The organism is Colwellia sp. BRX10-9 (genome assembly GCF_014077405.1).
In the GTDB taxonomy this organism is placed as follows: Bacteria; Pseudomonadota; Gammaproteobacteria; order Enterobacterales; family Alteromonadaceae; genus Colwellia_A.
The window spans coordinates 31,242-54,423 of sequence record NZ_JACGVV010000028.1; the positions used below are offsets into that span (position 1 = coordinate 31,242).

General features: G+C 36.4%; 19 protein-coding genes and 1 tRNA gene. 8 read left to right on the forward strand and 12 right to left on the reverse strand.

The genetic code is table 11. From position 1 onward, the window contains the following. Positions 1 to 7 precede the first annotated feature (7 nt). The 5 genes from rimI to aceK form a co-directional block, all read right to left on the reverse strand. A complete protein-coding gene (gene rimI, locus H4J69_RS14980; protein ID WP_182217602.1) occupies positions 8 to 457 on the reverse strand; it encodes a ribosomal protein S18-alanine N-acetyltransferase in 450 nt (149 codons plus the stop codon). Between the two features lies 1 nt (position 458). Further along, the gene (locus tag H4J69_RS14985) at positions 459 to 809 is read right to left on the reverse strand and encodes a DNA polymerase III subunit psi (RefSeq protein ID WP_182217604.1); all 351 of its coding nucleotides are present in this window, start codon (positions 807 to 809) and stop codon (positions 459 to 461) included. Positions 810 to 961: 152 nt separating this feature from the next. Beyond that, positions 962 to 4,123, reverse strand: coding sequence for an EAL domain-containing protein (locus H4J69_RS14990; protein WP_182244917.1), 3,162 nt, complete (start codon positions 4,121 to 4,123; stop codon positions 962 to 964). Positions 4,124 to 4,319: 196 nt separating this feature from the next. Then, a tRNA-Trp gene (locus H4J69_RS14995) sits at positions 4,320 to 4,396 on the reverse strand. Positions 4,397 to 4,548: 152 nt separating this feature from the next. Beyond that, the gene (gene aceK, locus H4J69_RS15000) at positions 4,549 to 6,282 is read right to left on the reverse strand and encodes a bifunctional isocitrate dehydrogenase kinase/phosphatase (protein ID WP_182218311.1); all 1,734 of its coding nucleotides are present in this window, start codon (positions 6,280 to 6,282) and stop codon (positions 4,549 to 4,551) included. 238 nt (positions 6,283 to 6,520) lie between these two features. Here aceK and queA point away from each other — a divergent pair, with 238 nt between their 5' ends. The 5 genes from queA to secF all read left to right on the forward strand — a co-directional run bounded on the left by queA (position 6,521) and on the right by secF (position 12,120). Next, the gene (queA, locus tag H4J69_RS15005; RefSeq protein WP_182218313.1) at positions 6,521 to 7,573 is read left to right on the forward strand and encodes a tRNA preQ1(34) S-adenosylmethionine ribosyltransferase-isomerase QueA; all 1,053 of its coding nucleotides are present in this window, start codon (positions 6,521 to 6,523) and stop codon (positions 7,571 to 7,573) included. 126 nt (positions 7,574 to 7,699) lie between these two features. Beyond that, a complete protein-coding gene (tgt, locus tag H4J69_RS15010) occupies positions 7,700 to 8,815 on the forward strand; it encodes a tRNA guanosine(34) transglycosylase Tgt (protein ID WP_182171367.1) in 1,116 nt (371 codons plus the stop codon). 58 nt (positions 8,816 to 8,873) lie between these two features. Next, positions 8,874 to 9,209, forward strand: coding sequence for a preprotein translocase subunit YajC (gene yajC / locus H4J69_RS15015; RefSeq protein WP_182171028.1), 336 nt, complete (start codon positions 8,874 to 8,876; stop codon positions 9,207 to 9,209). A 102-nt stretch (positions 9,210 to 9,311) separates the two neighbouring features. Next, the gene (gene secD, locus H4J69_RS15020) at positions 9,312 to 11,159 is read left to right on the forward strand and encodes a protein translocase subunit SecD (protein ID WP_182218315.1); all 1,848 of its coding nucleotides are present in this window, start codon (positions 9,312 to 9,314) and stop codon (positions 11,157 to 11,159) included. A gap of 13 nt (positions 11,160 to 11,172) precedes the next feature. Continuing rightward, positions 11,173 to 12,120, forward strand: coding sequence for a protein translocase subunit SecF (secF, locus tag H4J69_RS15025; protein WP_070376037.1), 948 nt, complete (start codon positions 11,173 to 11,175; stop codon positions 12,118 to 12,120). Positions 12,121 to 12,441: 321 nt separating this feature from the next. Here the strand turns inward: secF and H4J69_RS15030 are convergent, their stop codons facing one another. Then, complete coding sequence (locus H4J69_RS15030; RefSeq protein ID WP_182244918.1) at positions 12,442 to 13,641, reverse strand: HD-GYP domain-containing protein; 1,200 nt, start codon at positions 13,639 to 13,641, stop codon at positions 12,442 to 12,444. A gap of 139 nt (positions 13,642 to 13,780) precedes the next feature. Here H4J69_RS15030 and H4J69_RS15035 point away from each other — a divergent pair, with 139 nt between their 5' ends. Then, positions 13,781 to 14,152, forward strand: coding sequence for a DUF2750 domain-containing protein (locus H4J69_RS15035; RefSeq protein WP_070376038.1), 372 nt, complete (start codon positions 13,781 to 13,783; stop codon positions 14,150 to 14,152). Positions 14,153 to 14,203: 51 nt separating this feature from the next. Here H4J69_RS15035 and H4J69_RS15040 read toward each other — a convergent pair whose 3' ends face one another. From H4J69_RS15040 to can, 5 genes are all read right to left on the reverse strand, one after another. After that, positions 14,204 to 14,854: a sulfotransferase gene (locus tag H4J69_RS15040; RefSeq protein WP_182218318.1), complete on the reverse strand. Its 651-nt coding sequence runs from the start codon at positions 14,852 to 14,854 to the stop codon at positions 14,204 to 14,206. Between the two features lie 7 nt (positions 14,855 to 14,861). Then, positions 14,862 to 16,460, reverse strand: coding sequence for a PH domain-containing protein (locus H4J69_RS15045; RefSeq protein WP_259367762.1), 1,599 nt, complete (start codon positions 16,458 to 16,460; stop codon positions 14,862 to 14,864). Beyond that, positions 16,453 to 17,016 (reverse strand): PH domain-containing protein, encoded by a 564-nt coding sequence (locus tag H4J69_RS15050; RefSeq protein WP_182244920.1) that lies wholly within the window; start codon positions 17,014 to 17,016, stop codon positions 16,453 to 16,455. The genes H4J69_RS15045 and H4J69_RS15050 overlap by 8 nt, the downstream gene beginning before the upstream one ends. A 138-nt stretch (positions 17,017 to 17,154) precedes the next feature. Beyond that, positions 17,155 to 17,961 carry a uroporphyrinogen-III C-methyltransferase gene (gene cobA / locus H4J69_RS15055; protein WP_182218332.1) on the reverse strand — a complete coding sequence of 269 codons (807 nt, stop codon included), beginning with the start codon at positions 17,959 to 17,961 and terminating at the stop codon, positions 17,155 to 17,157. 3 nt (positions 17,962 to 17,964) lie between these two features. Then, complete coding sequence (gene can / locus H4J69_RS15060; RefSeq protein WP_070376043.1) at positions 17,965 to 18,564, reverse strand: carbonate dehydratase; 600 nt, start codon at positions 18,562 to 18,564, stop codon at positions 17,965 to 17,967. A 662-nt stretch (positions 18,565 to 19,226) separates the two neighbouring features. Here can and H4J69_RS15065 point away from each other — a divergent pair. Beyond that, positions 19,227 to 20,393 carry a methyl-accepting chemotaxis protein gene (locus H4J69_RS15065; RefSeq protein WP_182218333.1) on the forward strand — a complete coding sequence of 389 codons (1,167 nt, stop codon included), beginning with the start codon at positions 19,227 to 19,229 and terminating at the stop codon, positions 20,391 to 20,393. A 591-nt stretch (positions 20,394 to 20,984) separates the two neighbouring features. On the opposite strand, the gene H4J69_RS15070 is transcribed toward H4J69_RS15065, so the two are convergent. Beyond that, the gene (locus H4J69_RS15070) at positions 20,985 to 22,064 is read right to left on the reverse strand and encodes a hypothetical protein (protein WP_259364943.1); all 1,080 of its coding nucleotides are present in this window, start codon (positions 22,062 to 22,064) and stop codon (positions 20,985 to 20,987) included. A 274-nt stretch (positions 22,065 to 22,338) separates the two neighbouring features. Between H4J69_RS15070 and H4J69_RS15075 the strand changes: the two genes are divergently transcribed. Further along, complete coding sequence (locus H4J69_RS15075; RefSeq protein WP_182244921.1) at positions 22,339 to 23,007, forward strand: hypothetical protein; 669 nt, start codon at positions 22,339 to 22,341, stop codon at positions 23,005 to 23,007. The last annotated feature ends 175 nt before the right edge of the window (positions 23,008 to 23,182 follow it).

Genomic DNA, 23,182 nt, shown 5'->3' on the forward strand with positions numbered 1-23,182 from the left:
TTAGGTATTAGAGCACTTTTTTCATGACTATAGCGTCTTCATAACCGAAACCAGAGGCACTTGGGTAGTAACCTGTTCTTCTGCCAGTTTCAATAAAACCACTATTGATATACATCATTTGAGCACTGATGTTCTTTGCTCGAACTTCTAACCAAATAACTGTATTGTTAAGTTGTTTTGATTGCATAAAAAAGTGTTCTAGTAATGCTTTACCATAACCCTTGCCCTGCAGTGTTGGTAATACACAAACATCCATTAACGTTGCTTCACCAGCGACATGCTCGCCAATATAAAACCCCACTAACTCATTATCCACTTGTAAGTAATGACCAAAATATCGCGCGCCAATACAGCTGTTAAAGGTTTTTTCACTCCATGGGTGAGAGTGACAAGCATTCTCTATAGGGATTAATAAGTCTACGTCGTTACTTGATATTTTATGATAGCTAAAGGTCATTTTATTGAATTTCTTGTAGTTTTTGCCAAAGTGTTTGTTTTAATAGCGGAGAATTTTTCAAAACGTTAATCGACGGGGTAACCAAGTGATGCTTTGTTAGTGATATATCAGTCTGTTCACTAAATTGCCAGGTTAATAAACCTATCGATAAGGCATTATTATTGCAACTTACTTCACCAATAGAGCAACCTAAAGAATGCAGGATGTCGGTAAATATATGAGTATCAACTAATGTAGCAAGTTCAATGTCTAAATAAAGAGGGTGGTCGCTATTGTTCGTTTTTTCGCTATTTTTTAACTGCCAAAGTTCAATACCCATAGCCTGCAAGTGCGAAAACTGTCTTTTAGTCATGGTCATAAATTAAGGCGATAAAGCATAGCGTAAGTAAGAAGCACATAATGACAGAATTTTCACTTAATACCAAATATACCCGTTATTATTGGTGGTGTATTAATCCTGTGACTCTCAATTAATCGCAAATTAAAAGATAAAGCCATTGTACTTTATAGCGTTTTGATTTGAGTCATGACTAGTTGCTCTAACTCTTTAAAACCAATGGCTTTACTGAAATAATAACCTTGATACTCCTGACAGTTTAATTGTTGGAGAAACGCTAAATGCTCACTTAATTCCACGCCTTCTGCGATAACACTTAAATTTAAATTATTAGCTAAGTTAATAATAGAGCGAACAATACTTTGATCGATTGAAGATTCATGCATTCCCATAATAAACGAACGGTCAATCTTGAGAATGTCGATAGGAAATTGTTTTAAGTAACTTAAAGAAGAAAAACCTGTACCAAAATCATCTAATGAAAGCTTAAAGCCAAGTGCCTTAAGCTGTTGCATGGTTAAAATAGCGATATCTATTTTATCCAGTAACATGCCTTCAGTAATTTCAATTTTTATCCTGGCGGGAGAGATGCCATATTGGTTTAGTTTCGCTTTTAAAAGTGCAATAAGGGCTGCTGAATCAGAAAACATTTTTGCTGATAAATTAATGGCAATAGGTCCAAAGTCTAACGCTTGTTTTTGCCATAAAGCAACTTGAGCGAAGACCTTATTTATTGCGATTTTATCAAGTTGGTCTATTAGACCAAGCTTTTCAGAAAAGGGAATAAAACTGTCAGGGTAAATAATATTACCGTCCGCTTCAACCCACCGGATTAAGGCCTCTGCCCCCGAAATCAAGCCAGATTTAGTATCAACAAAGGGTTGATAATAAAATTCAAAGGTCTCATTTTTTATTGCTGTGAGTAGCCTTTGTTCTTGCGCTAATTGTTCTGCAACTTCACTGTTCATGCGCTGTTCAAAAAATTGATAATTATTCTTTTTTTGAGCTTTAATATCAAAGATTGCTAACGCTGCTTTTCTTAATAGCTCCTGAGGAACATCAGCATCTTCAGGGTATCGAGTAATGCCAATGCTTGCGGTAACAGGCAACTGGTGGTCATCAAATACATATGCAGTGTCAAAACAAGACAGTATTTTCCGTGCAACAGCGATAGCGCCATAATTAGGGTCAGAAAGCTCAACTAAAATACAAAATTCAGCACCATTAATACGTGCAATAACGTCTTTTGGGTATAATACCGTACTTAAACGATCGGCAATTTCACGGATAACTTCATCACCGGCACTATGGCCATAAGTGTCATTAATTTTTTTGAAACTATTTACATCAAGTAATAGTACGGTTGGTGACTTTTGAGAGCGTTGAGAGTTCAAAGAAGATTGGACAATCAATTCATGCAATAGGGTTCTATTAGGCAATTCGGTTAAATCATCGTGGGTAGCAAGCTTACTTAATTGCTGTTGTATTTTTACTTTTTCAGTAATGTCTCTAAAAACACCAAGATAATGGATAATTTCATTATTATCGTTTGTTATCGCTTCAATCTCTAATTCTAAACTATAAATTTCACCGGTAGATTTTTGATCAAAAAGCTCTCCTAACCAACTACCATGCACCATAGCCTGAGCGCGCAATTTTTCAGATAAATCAGCAGGCTGGCCATTTATTTCTGCAAAAACTACCTTTTGACCTATTACTTCAGACTTATGCTTGTGGGTGTGTGTCACGTAAGCATTGTTTACTACTTCAATTTCGAAGTTTTTATTGGTTATCCATACTGCATCAGCTGTATTCTTAAAAGCAATAGACAATAACATCAACTGTTCTTCATTGGCTCTGATTTCATTATTGTGGCGTGTTAAACGTACTTTTTCTTTTCGTATATAATGACGATTTACCGTAAGTAATAAAATGATTAAGGAAAATAGACTAATAACAATGGTCACAACACTTTGATTTTTTGCTGACTGTAGCTCTAATGTTTGTAATTGATTTTCAGCTTGTAATAAGTTGATCTTTTTCTGTTTTACTTCTGCTTTATATTGATTTTGTAGGACCCTGATTGATTTTTGCTGTGCTTCGTCATTAAGTTTATTAATTAACAGGATATGTTTTTCATAAAAATTAAAGGCTTGTTGCCATTTTTTCTGCGCTTGATAAGCTTTGCTGATGCGTTTATAAGTCTCTGCTTCAAGTTGTTGAAGTTTGGTCTCTTGATAGTAAAGTAATGCGCGATTATAAATGGCTAAAGCTCGAAGAGGCTCTCCCTGCAGTAGATAAATATCGCCAATAAAGCCTTCCGCACTAATTTGTGATTTTTTATTCTTAGTTGCTGCAGTTAATTGCAACGCTTCTTCTAATTGCTTTTTTGCTAATGTTAATTCATTAATTGTAATGTAGGCATCGGCGAGACCAATAATGGCGCCTAATGTCTCTTTAGGAAAATATTTACTGTCAGGGTGATTAATCGCTTTTTTATAGGATACGATTGCATTCTCATACTGTTTGAGCTCGGTATAATAAATACCTTGATTTGAAATGTTAATGATATAAAGCGCACTGTCGTTAAGCTGTTGTGATATCTCTATAGGTCTCTCTAAATATTTTAAGGCAGCATGAAAATCTTTTTGTGCCCAGCTAATTAGGGATAAATTATTAAGCGCCGCCGCGACACCTTGTAAAGCCTGCAAGTCTTCATATAAACGCAAACTAGTAATAAAATACTGTTGTGCTTGGTCATAGTCGCCAATTGAGAAATACGAAATACCAGTTAAATTATTAATTTCAGCAACATCTCGGTTGGTCAGGTAGACATCATCATTTAAAATACTGTTATTTTTTTTTATTATTACGTTGTTCATCTGATTAAATAACGCCAAGGAAATCTTTAATGCTGGCAGATGTTGTTGATCATTTTGTAACTCAAGCAGCTGATTTTTTTTTGATAGAAGATTTAACGCGAGTAAGGATTTTTTTGAAATGATTTGATTAAGGTTTTTTTTAAAGCGATCTAGCCATCGTTGAGCATTAACAGTATCTCCTTGTAAGATAGCATTGTAATGCAACTGATTAATAATTAGTGCTTCAAAGCGCTTGTTTTCAAACGGCGTTACTTGTTCAAGCAGTTTAGTATAGCTATTTTCTTTTTCTTGAAATGAAATCGACGTATTATTACGGATAGACTGATAATCGGTATCTAAATTTACTTCACTGGTTATTTCTGTGGCAACAGCGCTAAATATTATAAAATATAAAGAAAATAATAAAGAGGGTGATTTTATTTGGGGCACAGTACTAAAAAGTGTCAAATTATTCCAGTCAGATATTATTAGAAGCAATAAATATATTATAGGTTATATTTTTATTTCTTCACCTAAATATAAATTATACTTTAATAAGTATAACGACCGCTCTTATTTAGATATGACAGAGTAACTATTAGGTTTACGATGATTTATAAAGATAATACTATTGATCTTAGCTAGAAATAGCTAAGAAAATAATTGGCAGGGGTGGAGAGATTCGAACTCCCAACCGTCGGTTTTGGAGACCGCTGTTCTACCAATTGGAACTACACCCCTGCAACGGATTCGAATTATACGCAAGCAATAGCAAAGGTAAAGCGCTAAAGTCAAAAAAAATGAAATAAATGACTGTTTGCTTAAAATAACAACATTGCGTTTGTTTTAAACTCAATTATTGTCAGGTAAAGCAAACAATCACAGATACAATATTAATTATTACAAAAACGTAGTGCCTCTGGGTAGGGGAATACATCTTCAAATTTACCCGTAGCCACACTTTTTTGGCATTGTTGCCAAAAACTGGCTTCTAACAAATCGGCATGATGTAATAAAAAAGCATTGCGGTATTTCTTATTTGCCAACGCAAAAGTCGCAATTTCCTCTGGAAACATGTCGCCAGGTGCTACCGAGTACCAAGGTTCTGCTGCATAAATTTGTTCCTCGGTAATGGCTTCTGGTTTCACCCTAAAGTTAACTTCATCCATATAGGTTATTTCATCATAATCGTAAAATATGACTCGTCCGTGTCGGGTTACGCCAAAGTTTTTGAGTAACATGTCGCCGGGGAAAATATTGGCAGCAATTAACTGTTTGATCGCGCTGCCATAGCCATACATTGCTTCTTCAATTTCCTCATCACTCGCTTTAGCTAAATATAAATTGAGCGGTGTCATACGACGCTCAATATATAAATGTTTGATGATAATTAATTCATCTTCAAAACGAATAATAGATTGAGCAACATTGAGCAGCTCTGTTAATAATTCTTCACTAAAACGGTCTTTGGGAAAAGCAACTTCAGAGTATTCCATGGTGTCAGCCATTCGTCCAACTCGGTCATGTAATTTAACTAAGCGATATTTTCCTTTAACTTCTTGCTTAGTCATGGTCTTACTTGGGGCAAATTTATCTTTTATAATTTTAAAAACATAAGGGTAAGAGGGTAAGGTAAATACTGACATCACCATACCTTTAATACCTGCAGCTAATTCAAACTTGTCATCACTTGCGTCGAGGTGATTGAGAAAATCGCGATAAAACTGTGTTTTACCTTGTTTATGAAAACCAATGGCTGAATATAAATCGGCTAAGGTTTTATGAGGAATTAAGCGTTTTAAAAATTGCACTAAAGCAAAAGGGTGCTGACAGTCGACAAAAAAGTAAGCGCGGGCAAAACCGAAAACTACCGCCATATTTGCCCCTTCGGTTAACAAAGCATCTATGTATAATCCTGCTGCTTTTCCTTCTTTTTCATTATTAACAATAGGGACAATAAAAGGTGTTTCACCGCCAGGAGAAATAACGCGACCAATAATATAAGCCCCTTTGTTACGATAGAATATAAAATCAAGAATATCGAACTTCAATTCGCTAAGTTTATATCGTGTTTTATGTGCTTGAACGCGAAAAGACTTTATAAGACTTTTCATGTCTCTTTCTAAGTTAACAAAGGGAATGTTGAAGTTGGCATTATTCATAATAGCCGCAATAGTTTGCTCTAGGCCTAACTCACTTGGCAAATAGCGCGTGTATATAACCGGACTGGCAATGTTTTCTATTTTTTCAACGGTACTTTTTACAAAAATAAAAGCATTGTGGTAGTACTTACGTTCAAATAAATGACAAAAGATAGAGTTATAAAAACTCTCTGCTAGCTCTGGTTGATGGTGTTCTTTTAATAAATCGACGTAACTTACCTTAACGTTTTGCCATAAAAGCTCGTCAAGATTCGAGACAAAAAAATCTTTTTTAATGGTCTCAAGTGTTTCTTCAACACGTTTATCATAAAAGTCTGTTCTACTTTTTGCTGCATCTTGAACCGCTTGCCATTGGCAGAGTTCAAAGCGTTTTTTTGCGGATTGAGTAATTTCACTAAAAAGATAGATATGTCGCTCAAAGCCATTCAGGATGGTTTTAGCGAGAGCAAAAGCAATATTGTTCATGATATTTTCAACTATAAATTTATCGATAATCTCAGCATACGGTAAATTGTCAAAAAGGGGAGATAAAGTTTCCAATATGATGATTATAAACAAGGTAAATACAGAGCTGTTTTATATTTAAGGTCTCTTGACCCTTTATTGCCACTGTATCGGCGTTATTACTTGCTATTGTTGGCGCTGAACACTAAAATTACGCGTTTTTTATTCTCTTAAAATAGATATTCTAATTGGTATTTACATGCGCGTAGCTGACTTTTCTTTTGATTTACCCGAAGAACTTATTGCCCGATATCCGAAAGCGGATCGTACCTCAAGTCGTTTAATGTCTGTTAACGGTAATAGTGGTGAAATCCTTGATCTTGGATTTACCGACATTATTGAACAACTTAATGCTGGTGATCTACTTATCTTCAATAATACCCGCGTAATACCCGCACGTATGTTTGGACAAAAAGAAAGTGGTGGGAAAATTGAAGTTTTGGTTGAAAGGATCCTCGACGAAAAACGTTTTCTTGCTCATATTCGTGCCAGTAAGTCACCAAAAGTGGGTAACAAACTTATTCTAGAAGGCAAAGTCTCTGCGACTATGCTTGGTCGCCATGGTGCTCTATTTGAATTAGAAATACAGGGTGAACAATCAGTTTTATCTGTGCTTGAAGAAATTGGCCATATGCCATTACCTCCGTACATAGACCGTCCTGATGAAGACAGCGATCGTGAAAGATATCAAACTGTTTATAATGAAAAACCTGGTGCGGTTGCTGCACCTACCGCAGGTTTACATTTTGATGAAAATTTATTAGAAAAAATAAAAGCTAAGGGTGTCGATCTCGCTTTTATTACCTTACACGTTGGCGCGGGTACTTTTCAGCCAGTAAAAGTCGATGAAATAGCCGACCATATTATGCATGCTGAGTATGTTGAAGTATCTGACGAAGTTGTTCAACAGATAGCCCTTACAAAAGCGAATGGCGGTCGCGTTATCGCAGTTGGTACAACATCGGTACGTTCTATAGAAAGTGCCGCTAAGGTGGCTAAAGATAAAGCTTTACCGCTTAGCGCTTTTTATGGTGACACTGATATCTTTATTACCCCAGGATATGAATTTCAAGTGATTGATGCCTTAATCACTAATTTTCATTTATCAGAGTCAACACTGTTAATGCTCGTTAGCGCCTTCTCGGGTTACGAACACATGATGTCTGCATATCAACATGCAGTGCATGAAAAATATCGTTTTTTCAGTTATGGCGATGCGATGTTTTTAACGAAAAAAGATTACAATATTTAAGATGACATACAAAGCGTTTAATAATTTATAATAAACAACCGCTAGCCTGTTTCGCTAGAGGGTTTGGAGAAAGTCTATATGACAGATAAAACAGTAGCACCAGTGACTAAACCAGTAAAAAGCAAGATGAAGTATCAATTAATCAATACTGACGGTAAAGCACGTCGAGGCCGTTTAACGTTTGATCGCGGTACAGTAGAAACGCCAGCGTTTATGCCAGTAGGGACTTATGGCACGGTTAAAGGCATGAAAATGGAAGATGTTGAGGCAACAGGCGCTGAAATTATTCTAGGCAACACTTTTCATCTTATGCTACGTCCTGGTACTGAAATTGTTGAACAGTTTGGCGGTTTACATAATTTTATTAATTGGCAAAAACCAATTCTTACTGACTCTGGTGGTTTTCAGGTGTTCAGTTTAGGTAAAATGCGTAAGATTACCGAAGAAGGGGTTAAGTTTAGTTCTCCTATTAACGGTGATAAAATAATGCTAACCCCTGAACGTTCAATGGAAGTTCAGCGCAGTTTAGATGCCGATGTTGTGATGATTTTTGATGAGTGTACGCCATATCCTGCATCACATGAAGAATCAAAAAGTTCGATGGAATTATCACTACGCTGGGCACAGCGTTCTAAAGTTGCTCATGGCGATAATCAATCAGCTTTGTTTGGTATTGTACAAGGCGGCATGTATGAAGACTTACGTGAAGTTTCTGTTAAAGGTTTAAAAGACATCGAGTTTGATGGTTATGCGATCGGTGGTTTATCAGTAGGTGAACCCAAAGAAGATATGATCCGCATTCTTGATCACACCACCCCCTTGATCCCTGAGAATAAACCCCGATATCTTATGGGTGTTGGAAAGCCTGAGGACTTGGTTGAAGGTGTGCGTCGTGGTATTGATATGTTTGATTGTGTTATGCCAACACGTAATGCCCGAAATGGTCATCTATTTGTGACTAACGGCGTTATTAAAATCCGTAATGCCAGCCACAAAACAGATACAGGGCCATTAGACAGCGAATGTGACTGTTATACCTGTAAAAATTATTCACGCGCTTATTTGCATCATTTAGATAAGTGTAATGAAATTCTAGGCTCACAATTAAATACCTTACATAACTTACATTTTTATCAACGTGTTATGAAAGGATTGCGTGCGGCTATAGAGCAAGGTAAGTTAGACGACTTCGTGAGCGAGTTTTATGCGTTACGCGGATTACCCGTTCCAGAACTAAAATAGCTATTTACACAAATTAAAAGAATTATCCATTTATTAACAATAAAAATCAGAGGAAATTATGAGTTTATTTATCAGTGAAGCACACGCAGCAACCGGCGCACCAGCAGGTGCCGATGGCACATCAATGTTGATCATGCTAGCCGTTTTTGGTTTAGTTTTTTACTTTATGATTTACCGCCCACAAGCTAAGCGTGTAAAAGAGCATAAAGGCCTAATGTCAGCATTATCAAAAGGCGATGAAGTTTTAACACAAGGCGGCATCGTCGGTAAAATTGTGAAAGTTTCAGACGAAAAAGATTATATCGTAGTAAGTGTTGCTGAAGGTACTGAAGTTGTTCTTCAAAAAGCAGCAATCAATGCGGTATTACCTAAAGGCACAATGAAGTCATTGTAATTCGTAGTGGGTTAGTTATTTGCTTAGCTTCTTGCTAAACAAGTTTAGCATTATGACTAACCTGCAATGATTTAAAAGAACGTTAATAAAAAGGATGAACTTGTGCTAAACAAATACCCCTTATGGAAAACACTGATGGTGCTATTTATAGTCGCTTTTGGTGCTTTATATGCTTTACCTAATTTATACCCTGAAGACCCTGCCGTGCAGGTTTCAGGTTTACGTGGCGTTGAAGCCAATGCTGCAACGCTTGATAGCGTAAAGAGCGATTTGACTGCAGATAATATTTCATTCTCAAGTATTGTGCTTGAAAATGGCCAATTACTTGTCCGTTTTAGTGATACCGAGCAACAACTTCGTGCCCGTGATTTGCTTGAGGAAAGTTTAGGCGATAAATTTTCGGTGGCGTTAAATCTTACGCCGGCAACACCTGCATGGTTAGCAAGTGTTGGTGGTACACCGATGAAGTTAGGTTTAGATTTAAGTGGTGGTGTTAGCTTTCTAATGGAAGTGAACATGAGTGAAGCGATAGTTAAAGCGCAAGACGCCTTAGTTGATGACTTTCGTACTGATTTACGTGGCGAAAAAATTCGTTACCGCAGTGTCAAAAAATCGAACGACTCCATCAATGTTCAGTTTCGTAATGCGGAAGACTTAACTACAGCACATGACTTTTTGAAAAAACGCTACCGTGACTTTTTAATGTCAGAAAATGCGGATAATTTAACTTTGTCTGCAAAAATGACCGATGAAAAAATTAAAGAAGTTCGCGAATATGCCTTGCAACAAAACATTACCATTATTCGTAATCGTGTTAATGAATTGGGTGTCTCTGAGCCGCTTGTGCAACGCCAAGGCAAAAAACACATCATCATTGAATTACCCGGCGTGCAAGATACAGCTAAAGCAAAAGAAATTTTAAATGCAACGGCAACTATCGAATTTAGACTCGTTGATACCGACGGCGATTTAAGTGCTGCACTCAATGGCCGAGTGCCAGCGAGCTCTAAGTTATTATATGAACGTGACGGCAAACCTGTTTTATTGAAAAAACGTGTGATGCTAACCGGTGATCATATTGTTGATGCAGGCTCAAGCTTTGACGAATATAGCCGTCCACAAGTAAATATTTCGCTTGATTCTGCCGGCGGTGGAAAAATGTCCAATGGGACTAAAAGTAATATCGGTAAGCCAATGGCGACCGTATTTATTGAATATAAACCCACTGACCGTAAAGATGCTGAAGGGAATACTATTTTTGAAAAAATAGAAGAAGTTATCTCAGTAGCAACCATTCAAGCACGTTTAGGTAAAACCTTCCGCATTACTGGTGCGGGTAGCCAAAGTGAAGCACATAATTTAGCATTATTATTACGTGCTGGAGCGCTTGTCGCACCTATTCAAATTGTTGAAGAGCGAACGGTTGGACCTACATTAGGTGCTGAAAATGTTAGGCTTGGTTTTGAAGCTATTTTAATGGGCTTTGGCTTAGTGTTTATTTTTATGATTATTTATTACCGTGCTTTTGGTGTGGTAGCAAATCTAGCGCTTGGTGCTAACTTAATCTTAATTGTTGGGGTGATGTCGTTAATTCCTGGGGCTACGTTAACGTTACCCGGTATGGCAGGTATTGTACTAACAGTTGGTATGGCAGTAGATGCCAACGTACTTATATTCGAACGTATACGAGAAGAAATACGTGAAGGTAAGTCGATTCAACAATCTATTCACCAAGGATATGAGGCAGCATTTTCAACCATTATTGATGCCAATATTACCACGCTTATTGCGGCACTTATTTTGTATGCTGTTGGTACAGGTCCGATTAAGGGTTTTGCGATAACGTTATCTATCGGTATTCTTACCTCAATGTTTACAGCGGTTGTTGGTACACGAACCGTAGTTAATGCTGTTTGGGGCGGAAAACGTCTCGACAAACTTTCAATATAGGGCGTAGATATTTATGCAAATTTTACAATTAAAAGAAACTGTCGCCTTTATGAGTTACCGCAAGGGAGCATTGATGTTTAGTGTTTTATTGATGCTTGCTTCTGTATTTTCTTTAATGACCAATAAATTAAACTTTGGCCTAGATTTTACGGGTGGAACATTAATTGAGGTGGGTTTTGAAAAAGCGGCTGATTTAAACAAAATTCGTGCGGTAATGGACAGTAATGGCTATCCAGATGCGGTTGTGCAGTTATATGGTACTAGCCGTGATGTGGTTATTCGTTTAGCAGAGCGCGAAGGTTTAAACGTTGAAATGCTCGGTAATGAAGTACTTAGTGCCTTACAAGAAGGCACAGGGCAAACCATGGAAATGCGCCGTATTGAATTTGTGGGTGGCAGCGTCGGCGATGAATTAGCAGAGCAGGGCGGATTAGCGATGTTAACTGCGCTAATTTGTATTCTCGTTTACGTAGCATTCCGCTTTGAATGGCGTTTCGCTTTAGGTTCGGTGTTTGCTTTATTTCATGATGTATTGTTAACACTGGGCTTGTTCTCGGTATTAAAACTTGAGTTTGACCTGACGGTGCTTGCAGCGATATTGGCGGTTATAGGTTACTCACTCAATGATACGATTGTTGTATCTGACCGTATTCGTGAAAACTTTCGTAAATTACGTGAAGGCGGGCCAGCAGATATTATCAATATTTCGTTAACACAAACCTTAAGTCGTACTTTTATAACGTCAATAACCACGTTATTAGTATTAGCTGCACTGTTTTTTAGAGGTGGTGAGCTTATTCATGGTTTCGCAACCGCGTTATTGTTTGGGGTCTTTGTTGGTACTTATTCATCTATTTATGTAGCAAGCTCAGTTGCACTCGCTTTTGGTATTTCTAAAGAAGACTTGATACCAGAAGTGATTGATAAAGAAGGCGCAGATCAAGAAGAGATGACGCCTTAACGTATCAATCAGATAATAAAAGTTGTTAACTAAAAGCCGAGTATTCTTACTCGGCTTTTTATTGTCTTATCAAGAAGATTAACTGATTAGCACCGTTTAAAAGGGCTTATTAATAACTATTAAGATGATATTTGAAATAAAATTGTGCTAATTTTCAATTTTATTAGTGTATGGTATTTACATTAAATAGTTTATTAGTATAATTACTCTAGTTCTTAAGGGCGATGCTCTTACCAAACTTTTGTTATTCCCTTACAAATGTTTTTATGCCGCGTAACTTACGCGGCTTTTTTTTGCCTAAAAAAGGACATTTAAGGTACGTTAGGCTTTATTGGCAATGTCGTGTATCACTTTAGCAATGTTAATATTATAGTCTTCAGCTCGGGCCGAGCCAACGATGGTCATAGCGACAAGTGAAAGGTCGCAATCTTTTGAATTAATATAATTTTGGAGTTTTAAGCTATAAAAAATTTTTACTTTAGGTTTTAGCGGGTCAGCTCTGTTGCCTTCAACTACAATGGCTATTTTATCATTTGATAGTTTAACCAGTGAGCCCACCGGATGGACACCTAAATATTTAATAAACTGTTGAACAAGTTGCTGATCAAACTTGCCTTTTTCTGCTAATAAATAACGTAACGCGTTAATGGGTTGTTGACCTTTTTTATAAGCTTTATCACCTGTTACAGCGTCATAAACATCAATAATTGCAGTAATACGAGCAAGTTTAGAAAGTTTTTCTTTTTTTAAACCCCTAGGGTAGCCAGAACCATCTAATCGTTCATGGTGATTAATCAACATATCCATAATAATAGGATCATTAAAGCCATCTTTTTTACAAAGCTGATGTCCCCATGCAAGGTGTTTTTTAACAATATCCATTTCATTAATTGTTAGTTTATCTGGTTTTTCAATGATCCCTTTGGGTATTTTTGCAACACCAATATCATGTAATAAAGCGCCTAATGCCATTTTTTCAGCGGTTTCTTTATTTAAGCCAAGGAAAAGTGCAAAGCCACAGACTAAGATGGCGCAGTTAGTGGCATGCTCCCATTGATAGGTAGAGTGATGGCGAATACGCGTTAAAATAGTTATGGCATATTGATTACGAATAACCGAATTGGTTATCTCTGACGCGAGCAAACTGATTGCCTGTGGTGATAGATTTTTTTGACTTTTTGCTTGGTTGAATAAATCCTGAATTTTTTTATTACTATCATCATAGATTTCACACGAACGTGAAAATTCTTCATTTAATGAGCAAGGTAAAGTCACTGACTCTGCAGTTGATAATTTCTCTTCTTTAGCTGTTAAATTTTTATTTTGTTCCTTATCAGACTCAAGTTTGATAATAACTTGAGTAACGCCTTGTTTTTTTAAAGACATTATTGTGCTTTGAGAGTTAACTCTGCCTTGGTTTTTTACTTTTGTTTTGCTGTGTTTAAGCATTACTGTGGTAACGAACATACCAATTTCTAATTCATCAATGCTTAATGTCTTCAATCTAACTTCTTCAGTCATATAGTATTTTTATTATTATTGTTCCATATTCATTCATACTTGCTTATTTTTTATACTTTTACAATAAATTGTTATATTAGCAAATGAGATGGTGTGAGATAATTAAAGACTGCTCATTAATTAATTGATACCAATAATCATGAATTCAACAATCTTAAGCACCTTTTTAGTCGACGTTAAAAACAATCAATCGTTCTGGGCACTGCAAGAAAAGTCAGCAGAAGATTGGGTGGTACTTGACTCTATTAATTTTGAAAACACTGAAGTTATGCCATTATGGTCAAGCCAAGAACTCGCTCAGAAGCATTGTGTTGATGAATGGCAGGAATATGTACCGACTAAAATAACTTTAAGTGACTGGTTGGAATTTTGGTTAGAAGACCTTAGTGAAGACGGCGTTATTGTTGGTATTAACTGGCAAGAAGAAACTAGTGATACAGATGATAATACATATGTTGAGTTAGATTTAGCCGAGTTTAGTCAAGCACTCGCTGAAATTGAAGCTTTGTAACGTTAGAAAAAGCAGTATGTTGACTTTATTATAGAGCTCAACGTGCTGTTGTTATTCGCCTGATACATCTAAATAAGTTAGTAAACTTATTCGACCATTCTTGGTCGACGCTATTTTATTTTTATTGATTAAATCTTTCCAGGCGGTCACTTTGCCACCCGTATTGAGCCGCTCAAAGCTTGCCGACTCATTTCCTTGCGCTAAAGATAAAAAGTTGAGTAATTTCTGATAACTGTCTGACTCGCTAACATCTATAGTGAGTAAGTCTTGTGGGCGAGCAATAAAATATTGCCCAACCTCACTCTTATGCCGCTGGTAGCATAATGATAAAAAATTATCATCTTCAATATTATCTGACGTAAAAGGTGAAAATGTACTCTGGTAACAGCGTTTAATGATCGTATTAAAACCACCATCATCTCGGGTGACATTGATATACATTCGTTGAAGTAATTGCTTAATCGACGGTAACCATTTTTGTGACTCACGGGACAAATAGATAAATTTACTGTTAGGGTAAAATGTATCTAGACGTTTAAAATCAGCAAAAATGGGCGTATCGGCGATCACTTGTGCATGATCAAAAGTTTTTTGCGTATAAGCTGTGTGTGCGACGGTATAGCCGAGTTCAAGCATAGCGGCACAAATACTGGTGGTGCCGGTGCGAGGTAAGCCGATAATGAATATTTTAGTGCTGTTCATCTCTTAGTTACATCCAAGATTTGCGGCTGCTTTCTACTTGGTAAAGTGCATTATCAAGTAATTGGTAGGCAAACTCCTGTTTGATAAAAGGAATATCTTGAGCGCCTGCCGCTAATACTATGCTTACTGAACTGAGTTGGTGGCGCTTTTGAAACCAACTTTGTTTAAACTGAACTTGTTGAGTTTTAAAAATAGGAAAACAGTAATAGTCGACGCCAAAATAACCTTTACGGATATAAATAAAATCTTCATCTTTAGCATAGCCCCAACGAAACCAACGCATAAAAATTAACAAACCAACAAATAAATAACCCGGAATTATAGCCATTAATAAATTAGTTTTATCAACAGTGATGAAAAAGACTAACAGTGAAATAAATATCGGGGTGAGAATATAGCCAAGATTACGCAAAAGAAAGCGTTTACTAATGCTTTGATAATCAACAGTCATCATTTTATTAGTTGGGTATACGTTGTTAACCAACGCCAAACATTCGCTAGGATTAATTGATGGAACAATAATACGATTATTTTCTGCACTCGCTTGATACTGATTTAAAGCACTATTGCTTTGCTCAAATTTAAGGTTAATTCGTTTGAGTATCACATCAAGCCAATCTTGTTGACGAACTACCATTTGCAGGCGGGATAACCGCATGATCACTTCATACTTGGTTAACAGACCACTACGGCGAATATAACGATCGTCGACTTTACTTAAGGTGAACTGGTAAAAAGTAATAATAGAACCGGCGATAGAAAATAAGGTAAAAGGTAATAAAATAATAAAAGTTAAGGTCAGTGCGTATAAACCAACTTGCCACATGGGTTTATCAGCAAACGTTAAGAATTTTTCAAGGTCGATACCTAAGCCATTAAAAAATTCAACAATATAGCGACCAAAATCATCAAAAAATGGTGCTAAGCCACCGAGGAAAATCCAGATTCTGTTGTTAGTTAAGCCATGAATAATAAGGTCTGTAATACTGCGTGTGTTTAAAATAGTTTCGTTGTTTTGATCCTTTGATGCTAAGTCATTAACTGTTTCGGTCTCGGCATCGGCGACTGTTGAACTTGCTATTTTATGCTGAGCTAAAATTTCTACTTTAAGTTGTTCGGCAAAGTCTACTTTTAAAGCGACGACTTTAGCTTCTTGCATAGCGGAGCCTGCAGTATCAAGCTGGAGGCAGGTAAAACCGAATAGTCGATAATACAACGGCTGCTCTAGTTTTACGTTTTGAATTTTAGCAAAGGGTAAATTAACGTATTTCTTTGAAATTACGCCAGAGCGTATTTCAATATGATCCTGATATAATCGATACTGAAAGAAGTAGAAACTTAAAAAGGTCGAGATCATAATAATGGCGAGTATGGATAAACCTATTGGTAGCCACAAATGGGGATGTGCAATAAAATTATCGTAACCTAAATATAATGCGGGTAAAAAAACGACGATATTACTTAAAAATCCCATCACAAATTTTGCTAAAAAATAAATAATAGCGATAGGTGATATACGCTGCCAGTCTTTGGTGTTTTGTTTCGAGCCAAGAGGGGGAATTGTTACTTCTCCGTCGCTCTCTAGCGTCGGTGTTGATTTATCCATGATGGTTAACATCTTTGTGATCAAGAATAAATTGGCGAATGCTCTCTGCTTTCTCTAACGGTAAACCTGGGATTTCAAAAGTGTGCAGTGCACCACCAGCGCTGAAAACTTGCAGTTTAGCCAAACCTATTTTTCGATCAATAGGACCACGCTTTAGCTCTACATGTTGAATACGTAGCATGGGTTGGCTAACAGTTTTGAGAAAAATAACGCCACTTTGATAACTAAGATCTTGTTGGCGAAGTGCGTAAAACTTTCTTTTATCAGCAACTATAGTGTAAAGGGTACTCATAAAGCCAACTAGAGCTACTACCCAAATAACATAACTTACAAAGTTACTTACTGCAGTAGTTAAGGTAATAAAGTGTTGTAGCTGAACGATAAATAAAATACTTATAATAAACAGGGTGAGAAATAAGGTGATATAGCGGTTACTTTTTGCATAAAGCGGCGATAACATTTCAAATTTTAGAGAGTCTAATCTTGGTAAATCGTTACTCGTTAAACCTGTGTTTGAAAAGTTAACCGTTCCTGGGATATTCTCGGTGCCCTGCATAATCGCTATTCCTATTATTTTTATTATCAAAAGAGTGGGTAATTGTTATTATAATTATTAATATAAACCGAACAATATGATTAATATTGGCGCAGTGCGGAGCTTGATTTTCTTAAAAGATTTTTTGGGTGTTTAGTATTATTCTGGTGATAAATAACCTAAATTCATCAAGCGCTTCTCATCAAAGGTGTTAATAACATCACCAATAATGACTAATGTTGGTGGTTTTATATCATGTAATTCAACTAAGTGGTTCAATCCCGCTAACGTACCACGGTAAACTTGTTGTTCTGGATTTGTTCCTTTATAAATCAATGCTGCGGGTGTTGAAGCTTTACGACCCGCCTTGATTAGTTGCTCACTGATAATGGGTAAGCTTTTGATCCCCATATAAAAGACAACGGTTTGTTTATTATCGTTAAGCGTGTGCCATGGCAGTGATAATTCACCATTGTCTTGGACGTTACCAGTAATAAATGTGCAACTTTGTGCGACTTGTCTATGCGTTAAAGGGATACCTACATAGCTAGTGCAAGCAGAGGCCGCGGTCATTCCTGGTACAATATGACAAGCGATGCCATTTTTTAAGGTATATTGTGCTTCTTCACCTCCTCGACCAAAAACAAAAGGATCGCCGCCTTTTAAGCGTAAAACTTTTTTGTTTTGTTTAGCATAATCAACTAATAACTGATTAATTTGATCTTGGGGTACTCTGTGTTCTGCTTGTTTTTTACCGACATAAATTCGCTGACAATTTTCAGGTAATAACGCTAATATTTCAGCACTTACTAATCGGTCATAAATGGCGACTTCAGCTTGTTTAATAAAACGAAAAGCTTGTATGGTTAATAAATCAGGATCGCCAGGACCCGCGCCAACTAAAGCGACTTCGCCACAAGCAAAAGGTTGTTTACTGTTAGGTGAGTCAGGCATTATTAAGGTCATTGGTTATTTACCATTAGAAGAAACGTTTAAGTTCTTCAAAATACCGTCGTGTATATTATAGACAAAGCCGTGTACGGTGACATCTTGATTGGCATTCCAGGCACTGACTAATGTGGTGGTATGACAAACATTGGCTACCTGCTCAATCACATTGAGTTCACAAAGTAAGTTGACCTTTGTTTGCTGGTCTTCAACGGCATCAAGGCGCTCTTTGTGAAAACGATAAACATCTTTAATATGCCCTAACCAATTATCGATTAGCCCATGACGCTTATTATCAATTGATGCTGTAATACCGCCACAGCCATAGTGACCACATACTATTATATGTTTAACTTTTAGGTTTTCTACAGCAAATTGAATAACAGAAAGGCAATTTAAATCGGTATGGATAACTTGATTAGCAATATTACGATGAACAAACACTTCGCCTGGAGACATACCGAGCAATTCATTGGCTGGTACTCTTGAGTCAGAGCAACCTATCCATAAATATTCCGGTTTTTGTTGTTCTGACAAGCGTTTAAAAAAATCGGGGTCTGCTTTTTTTATCTTTTCAGCCCACTGCTGATTATTGTCGAACAAATGTTGAATTGAAGTCACGGAATGCCTTGTTAAATAATCTATTCATTGATTTTATGAGAATACACCAAAAAGTGAAAGATAAATGTGATATCAATTATTTATGATGTATATCCATTTAGTTGGGCACTTAGCCATAACTGCCGATATTATGAAAACTTAACTAGGCAGAGTCATCTCAACCTTATGTGAGCGACAATTTTAGCAATACAAAAACTAAAGCAGTTGTACTAAAAAGAAAAACAATCAAAGTAGCTGAGTTTGGTGTACTGACTAAGAAGAAATCAACTTATCTATTAGCTAAAAAAGGGCGATTTAGGTGAATTTAAGCAAAGCAAATAGCTAAGACTTTTAATCATGTCGTTATAAAGGGAAAATTAAATGGTTTATGTCCCAATAAAAATAAAGTTTGGCTTTGATTTTAGCTAAACTATTTATTGTCTTTCTCTTTTTATTTATCCGCCAGCACTTATCATTATATTATAAGTGCTGGCGGTTAACGTTGAATGTTCGACAATCAATTGTTACTTGGTATAGTTAAAATAACAGCTGATTTTTGTCGAATGGTATAAATTAGTAAATATTATTAGCAAAACTGCTAAATAATAGGTAATTTATAAGGAAATAAAGACAAGTAGCTTTAATCTCAGCTATTTTTTTTAAACTAACATCATGGATACTCTATGTTTACTCGCTTAAGCGTGAAATTACTTATACCGACTGCTGTTTTTGGATTATTAGCTGTATTATTTATTTTGCTATTTACAGATGAGTTAAGTAAGTCGTCTGTTATCGGTATATTGTCTCTATTAGTGATTGCTCAATTAATATCAGGTTATATATTTACTCAAAGTCAGCTGTCGTCTCGATTAACAAAGTTACTTCATTACTTAACGCTTGTGGTGAGTACCAAGCAGGCGCCTCCTGGCCCATTAGTTGATGAAGGTAATGATGAACTCGCTCAAGTCACCAATGAGCTTAGTGCATTTATTGGAGATTTATCCGATGTGCTTGCTGAATTGCGAACCGAGTCTGAATCGTTAAAAGAGGGGTCATTTTTACTGGCCACACAAATGACTGATTCAGTGAGAGCCGTTGATGATTCTGCCCGTCAAATAGAACTTATGGCTCACTCTATTGATGAAGTTGCGTCAACGTCTAGTATACTTTCAGAGAGTGCTTCACAGGTAAGTGAGACGACTAATCAAGTTATTGACATTTTATCGCAAGGTACAACTTCTTCAAATACCAGTCAGCAAACCATTGAAGCTTTTTCTAAAGAAGTTACCGAAATGGCGACAGACTTAGCGCTACTGCAAACAGAGTGTTCAAATATCGGTTCTGTTCTGGATGTTATTCGTGGCATTGCCGACCAAACAAACTTACTCGCATTAAATGCAGCGATAGAAGCAGCGCGAGCAGGTGAGCAAGGTCGCGGTTTCGCAGTTGTTGCCGATGAAGTAAGAGCTCTTGCGCATAGAACACAAGAAGCAACGGTTGAAATTCATTCAATGGTTGAAGGTCTGCAAGAGAAATCAACTAATGCTGTAACGGCGATTTCGCGTGGTCAAGCATTGACGCAAGACAGTTTAACGCATTCAGCCGAAGTGGTTGAAGCGTTAGAGCAAATAGGTCGAGTCTTTAAAGAGGTTAATGCCTTAACCTCTCAAATTGCTAGTGGCACTGAACAGCAACAGCAATCAACTGCAGCGGTTAATACCAATATGGCTGAAGTTGCCTCTTTGAGTCGAGATATCACTAATGGCTTAAGTTCTGTTGCCCAGCATGCAGAGCAACAGCAAAAGGTATCTGTTGATGTTGCTACGACCCTAAATAGGATTTGTGTTTAAAAACTAGCATGTAAAAGCACAGAGAGTAACGTTATATCATAAGCCCATTTAAACATGGGCTTTTTTATGTTCAGGATGAACGGTGATTATTTTTGCGAAACATCATAAGTACATCCTTGTATATCATCATAAGGTGTGACGATGCCTATAGCAGCAAGACCATTCAATGGCATCATTACTTTCGTGTATGTCGATACCGAGTGAAGCTCCACAGACGTAGTATAATGTTTGATATTGGCATCATATACGACAGTTGACTTTTAATAGGTGATAAACAGATTATCTTGTTTTTTAGAAATTGCATTTTAGTGAAAACCTCTGATCTTCAGCCAGCAATACTAATAATCATTTTATGTACATTATAGTTAGTCATTCATTAATTTCTAAGTCCGCTTTAAGCTCATTGCTGCCATTCATATTCGATTATTGAACGTAACTATTAGCCTAAAGGTGTCATCAACAAAGTAAAATCGTAGAAGCATTTTTTGGTTGTTTTTTGTCATGAACTGCCGTTAGTAATGTTTCCGGCCAATGGTAATAAAGGGTAAAATCGGCCCTTATCGCACAGCCTAAATGATTAAATCCAATAAGCTAAATGTCATCTTCATATAAGTAATTAGAAGCCGCTTTGCTCATGGCTTTATAATCATGGCCTGTATTAGCGACAACCTTAAATTTCCAGTCGAAATCGAACTTTCTTTCTTTTGCTATTTGCTTTGCCATAGTATAAAAGTGCTTGGCTCTGCTTAATCTGTGAGTTCCTTGCTGGTCTAATTCTTCATTCCTTACAAGATGGCCTCTCATTTCATTTCCATTATCTTGCTCTCCAATAAACAAAACGAGTTTTTGATTGAATGCCTGTTCTAACTCATTGGTTGTTAGTGATGATTTCCTTAAACCATAAGGAAAATCTTTTTCAAAAGAAGGTACTGTGTACCAACCAGAGTTCGAAGCTAATATCCTATTAGCTTTGTTATTGGGATTGAACAATGCGAGGCGATGTAAAATTTGACCTCCAGCAGAGTGACCAAATAAGTCATAAGATTTAGCTTTCATATTTAGCTTTATAACTACATTGGAAAACATTCTATCAAAATCACTGAATATCCAGTCTTGTTGATTTTTGTTCATCTTAAAGCTTTCAATTGCCGACTTTGACTTATTTATTGCTACATCTGAAATCATTCGTCCAATATTATAATTCCAAAACCTTGGGTAATGGTTCTCAGAATAGTGAGGTGAAAGAATCAAAACACCGTGTTTTTCAGCAGATTTAATCCAAGCAACTCGATAATCCCATGCGTTCCGACCTGCTCCTGGTATGACTATTAAAACACGAGAATCCTTTTTAAAACTCTTAGGCTTATAGTAGAAAACAGGTATAGGTCTGTTTTCAGCATGATTGCTTCCTTCAATGACGAAATTACCTGACCCATTATGGATATCAATATCATTTGTAATTTTTGATTGAGTGTCTTCAACCAAATGCATACCGCAAACACTACATATGCCTTTATGTTCGAAGACTTCTGTTTTAAAAAGGCTTTTCACATGAGGGCATGGAGGGCAAACGTAAGTTTGAGGCTGAAGTATTTTATCAAGAGTGTTTGATACTGCATAATTCGGCATTACTAGTAAAAGGCCAAACAATATTATCCATGAACTTTTCATTATTGAGATCCATTATTTTTATCTTTAATAATCTAAGTTATTTATTATCTAATTGAAAGACTATATTGGTAGAGGAGTTGTAACCTTGATTTAAAATCTCTATGACCGCTGTGGTGGCCGAGTTGCCAATCATGAGATGAATTATTGATTAGTTGAAATATATGTCTTCTGAAATGCTCATAGTTGACGTAACCACTTGAAAAGCTTAATGTCAGCATAGAGCGATAACCCCAACTCAATACTGATTGAAGAAAGTTAATAAAAAGGAACTTATATGATTCGAGTTATCATTGCTTTACTGATTACTATTTCAACTTACATACAAGCAAGTACCGATTATCATAAAGTCCTCAATCAGTTCAAAACCGTTTGCTTAGAAAAGGTACATTTAACATGTACAAGCTTGCTTAAAGGTGCCGCAGAAACGAAACTGTTATTAGCAGACACTTTAAAATTAATGGCACTTAATAATGAGTTCTCAACTTTATATACTTCTACGTATGGTGAAGAAGCTTTCCTTGAATTTAATGATGCTTTTAAGTTCAGCACCTCTCCCATTGATTTGAGTGATTATACCTTAAAGTCAAAAAGTAACGAGCAATTCACATTAAAGGATGCTGAAGGGAATACACTGACATTTGATAATACGAACAATGGATGGAGATTAAATGTTGATAAATCTTTATCTGGTGTATTAGTTAAAGAAGCTAAACAATTGGTTGCATATTCTATTGGTGCATACTTATCATTAATTACTAAAATTGAAACTTCTATTCCTGTAGAAGATGCTTTTAAGTTAGGGGGTAGATATTTTATTGTTGCTTCATACGATTATTTTGACGCAGAAGCTCAAATAAAACTAGATGAGATTTTTAAAGAAAAAAGTATTGATGCAGCAAAACTAAGGCAAGATATGCTTTCATTTTATAAGCAACAAGACTAGTAAGTATTTGAGCACTGTTGGCACTTTGAAGTCATGCCATTACAATCACGTGAACGACCGCTGTGGTGGCTAAGCGGACTACTTATTAAAATTAAGATATGTCGTCTTTGTAGTAAAAGTGATCTGAAGAGATCAATCTCAGACATTATGCGTGTAACACATGAAAGCTCGATTT

What these genes read in the sequence shown, in the direction of transcription:
- H4J69_RS15040 (WP_182218318.1), bottom strand. Translation starts at nt 14,854, where the DNA reads ATGAACAGCACTAAAATATTCATTATCGGCTTACCTCGCACCGGCACC.
- H4J69_RS15065 (WP_182218333.1), top strand. Translation starts at nt 19,227, where the DNA reads ATGTTTACTCGCTTAAGCGTGAAATTACTTATACCGACTGCTGTTTTT.
- H4J69_RS15045 (WP_259367762.1), bottom strand. Translation starts at nt 16,460, where the DNA reads ATGGATAAATCAACACCGACGCTAGAGAGCGACGGAGAAGTAACAATT.
- rimI (WP_182217602.1), bottom strand. Translation starts at nt 457, where the DNA reads ATGACCTTTAGCTATCATAAAATATCAAGTAACGACGTAGACTTATTA.
- yajC (WP_182171028.1), top strand. Translation starts at nt 8,874, where the DNA reads ATGAGTTTATTTATCAGTGAAGCACACGCAGCAACCGGCGCACCAGCA.
- H4J69_RS15075 (WP_182244921.1), top strand. Translation starts at nt 22,339, where the DNA reads ATGATTCGAGTTATCATTGCTTTACTGATTACTATTTCAACTTACATA.
- H4J69_RS15035 (WP_070376038.1), top strand. Translation starts at nt 13,781, where the DNA reads ATGAATTCAACAATCTTAAGCACCTTTTTAGTCGACGTTAAAAACAAT.
- H4J69_RS15070 (WP_259364943.1), bottom strand. Translation starts at nt 22,064, where the DNA reads ATGAAAAGTTCATGGATAATATTGTTTGGCCTTTTACTAGTAATGCCG.
- secF (WP_070376037.1), top strand. Translation starts at nt 11,173, where the DNA reads ATGCAAATTTTACAATTAAAAGAAACTGTCGCCTTTATGAGTTACCGC.
- tgt (WP_182171367.1), top strand. Translation starts at nt 7,700, where the DNA reads ATGAAGTATCAATTAATCAATACTGACGGTAAAGCACGTCGAGGCCGT.
- queA (WP_182218313.1), top strand. Translation starts at nt 6,521, where the DNA reads ATGCGCGTAGCTGACTTTTCTTTTGATTTACCCGAAGAACTTATTGCC.
- cobA (WP_182218332.1), bottom strand. Translation starts at nt 17,961, where the DNA reads ATGACCTTAATAATGCCTGACTCACCTAACAGTAAACAACCTTTTGCT.
- H4J69_RS15030 (WP_182244918.1), bottom strand. Translation starts at nt 13,641, where the DNA reads ATGACTGAAGAAGTTAGATTGAAGACATTAAGCATTGATGAATTAGAA.
- H4J69_RS15050 (WP_182244920.1), bottom strand. Translation starts at nt 17,016, where the DNA reads ATGCAGGGCACCGAGAATATCCCAGGAACGGTTAACTTTTCAAACACA.
- aceK (WP_182218311.1), bottom strand. Translation starts at nt 6,282, where the DNA reads ATGAACAATATTGCTTTTGCTCTCGCTAAAACCATCCTGAATGGCTTT.
- H4J69_RS14985 (WP_182217604.1), bottom strand. Translation starts at nt 809, where the DNA reads ATGACTAAAAGACAGTTTTCGCACTTGCAGGCTATGGGTATTGAACTT.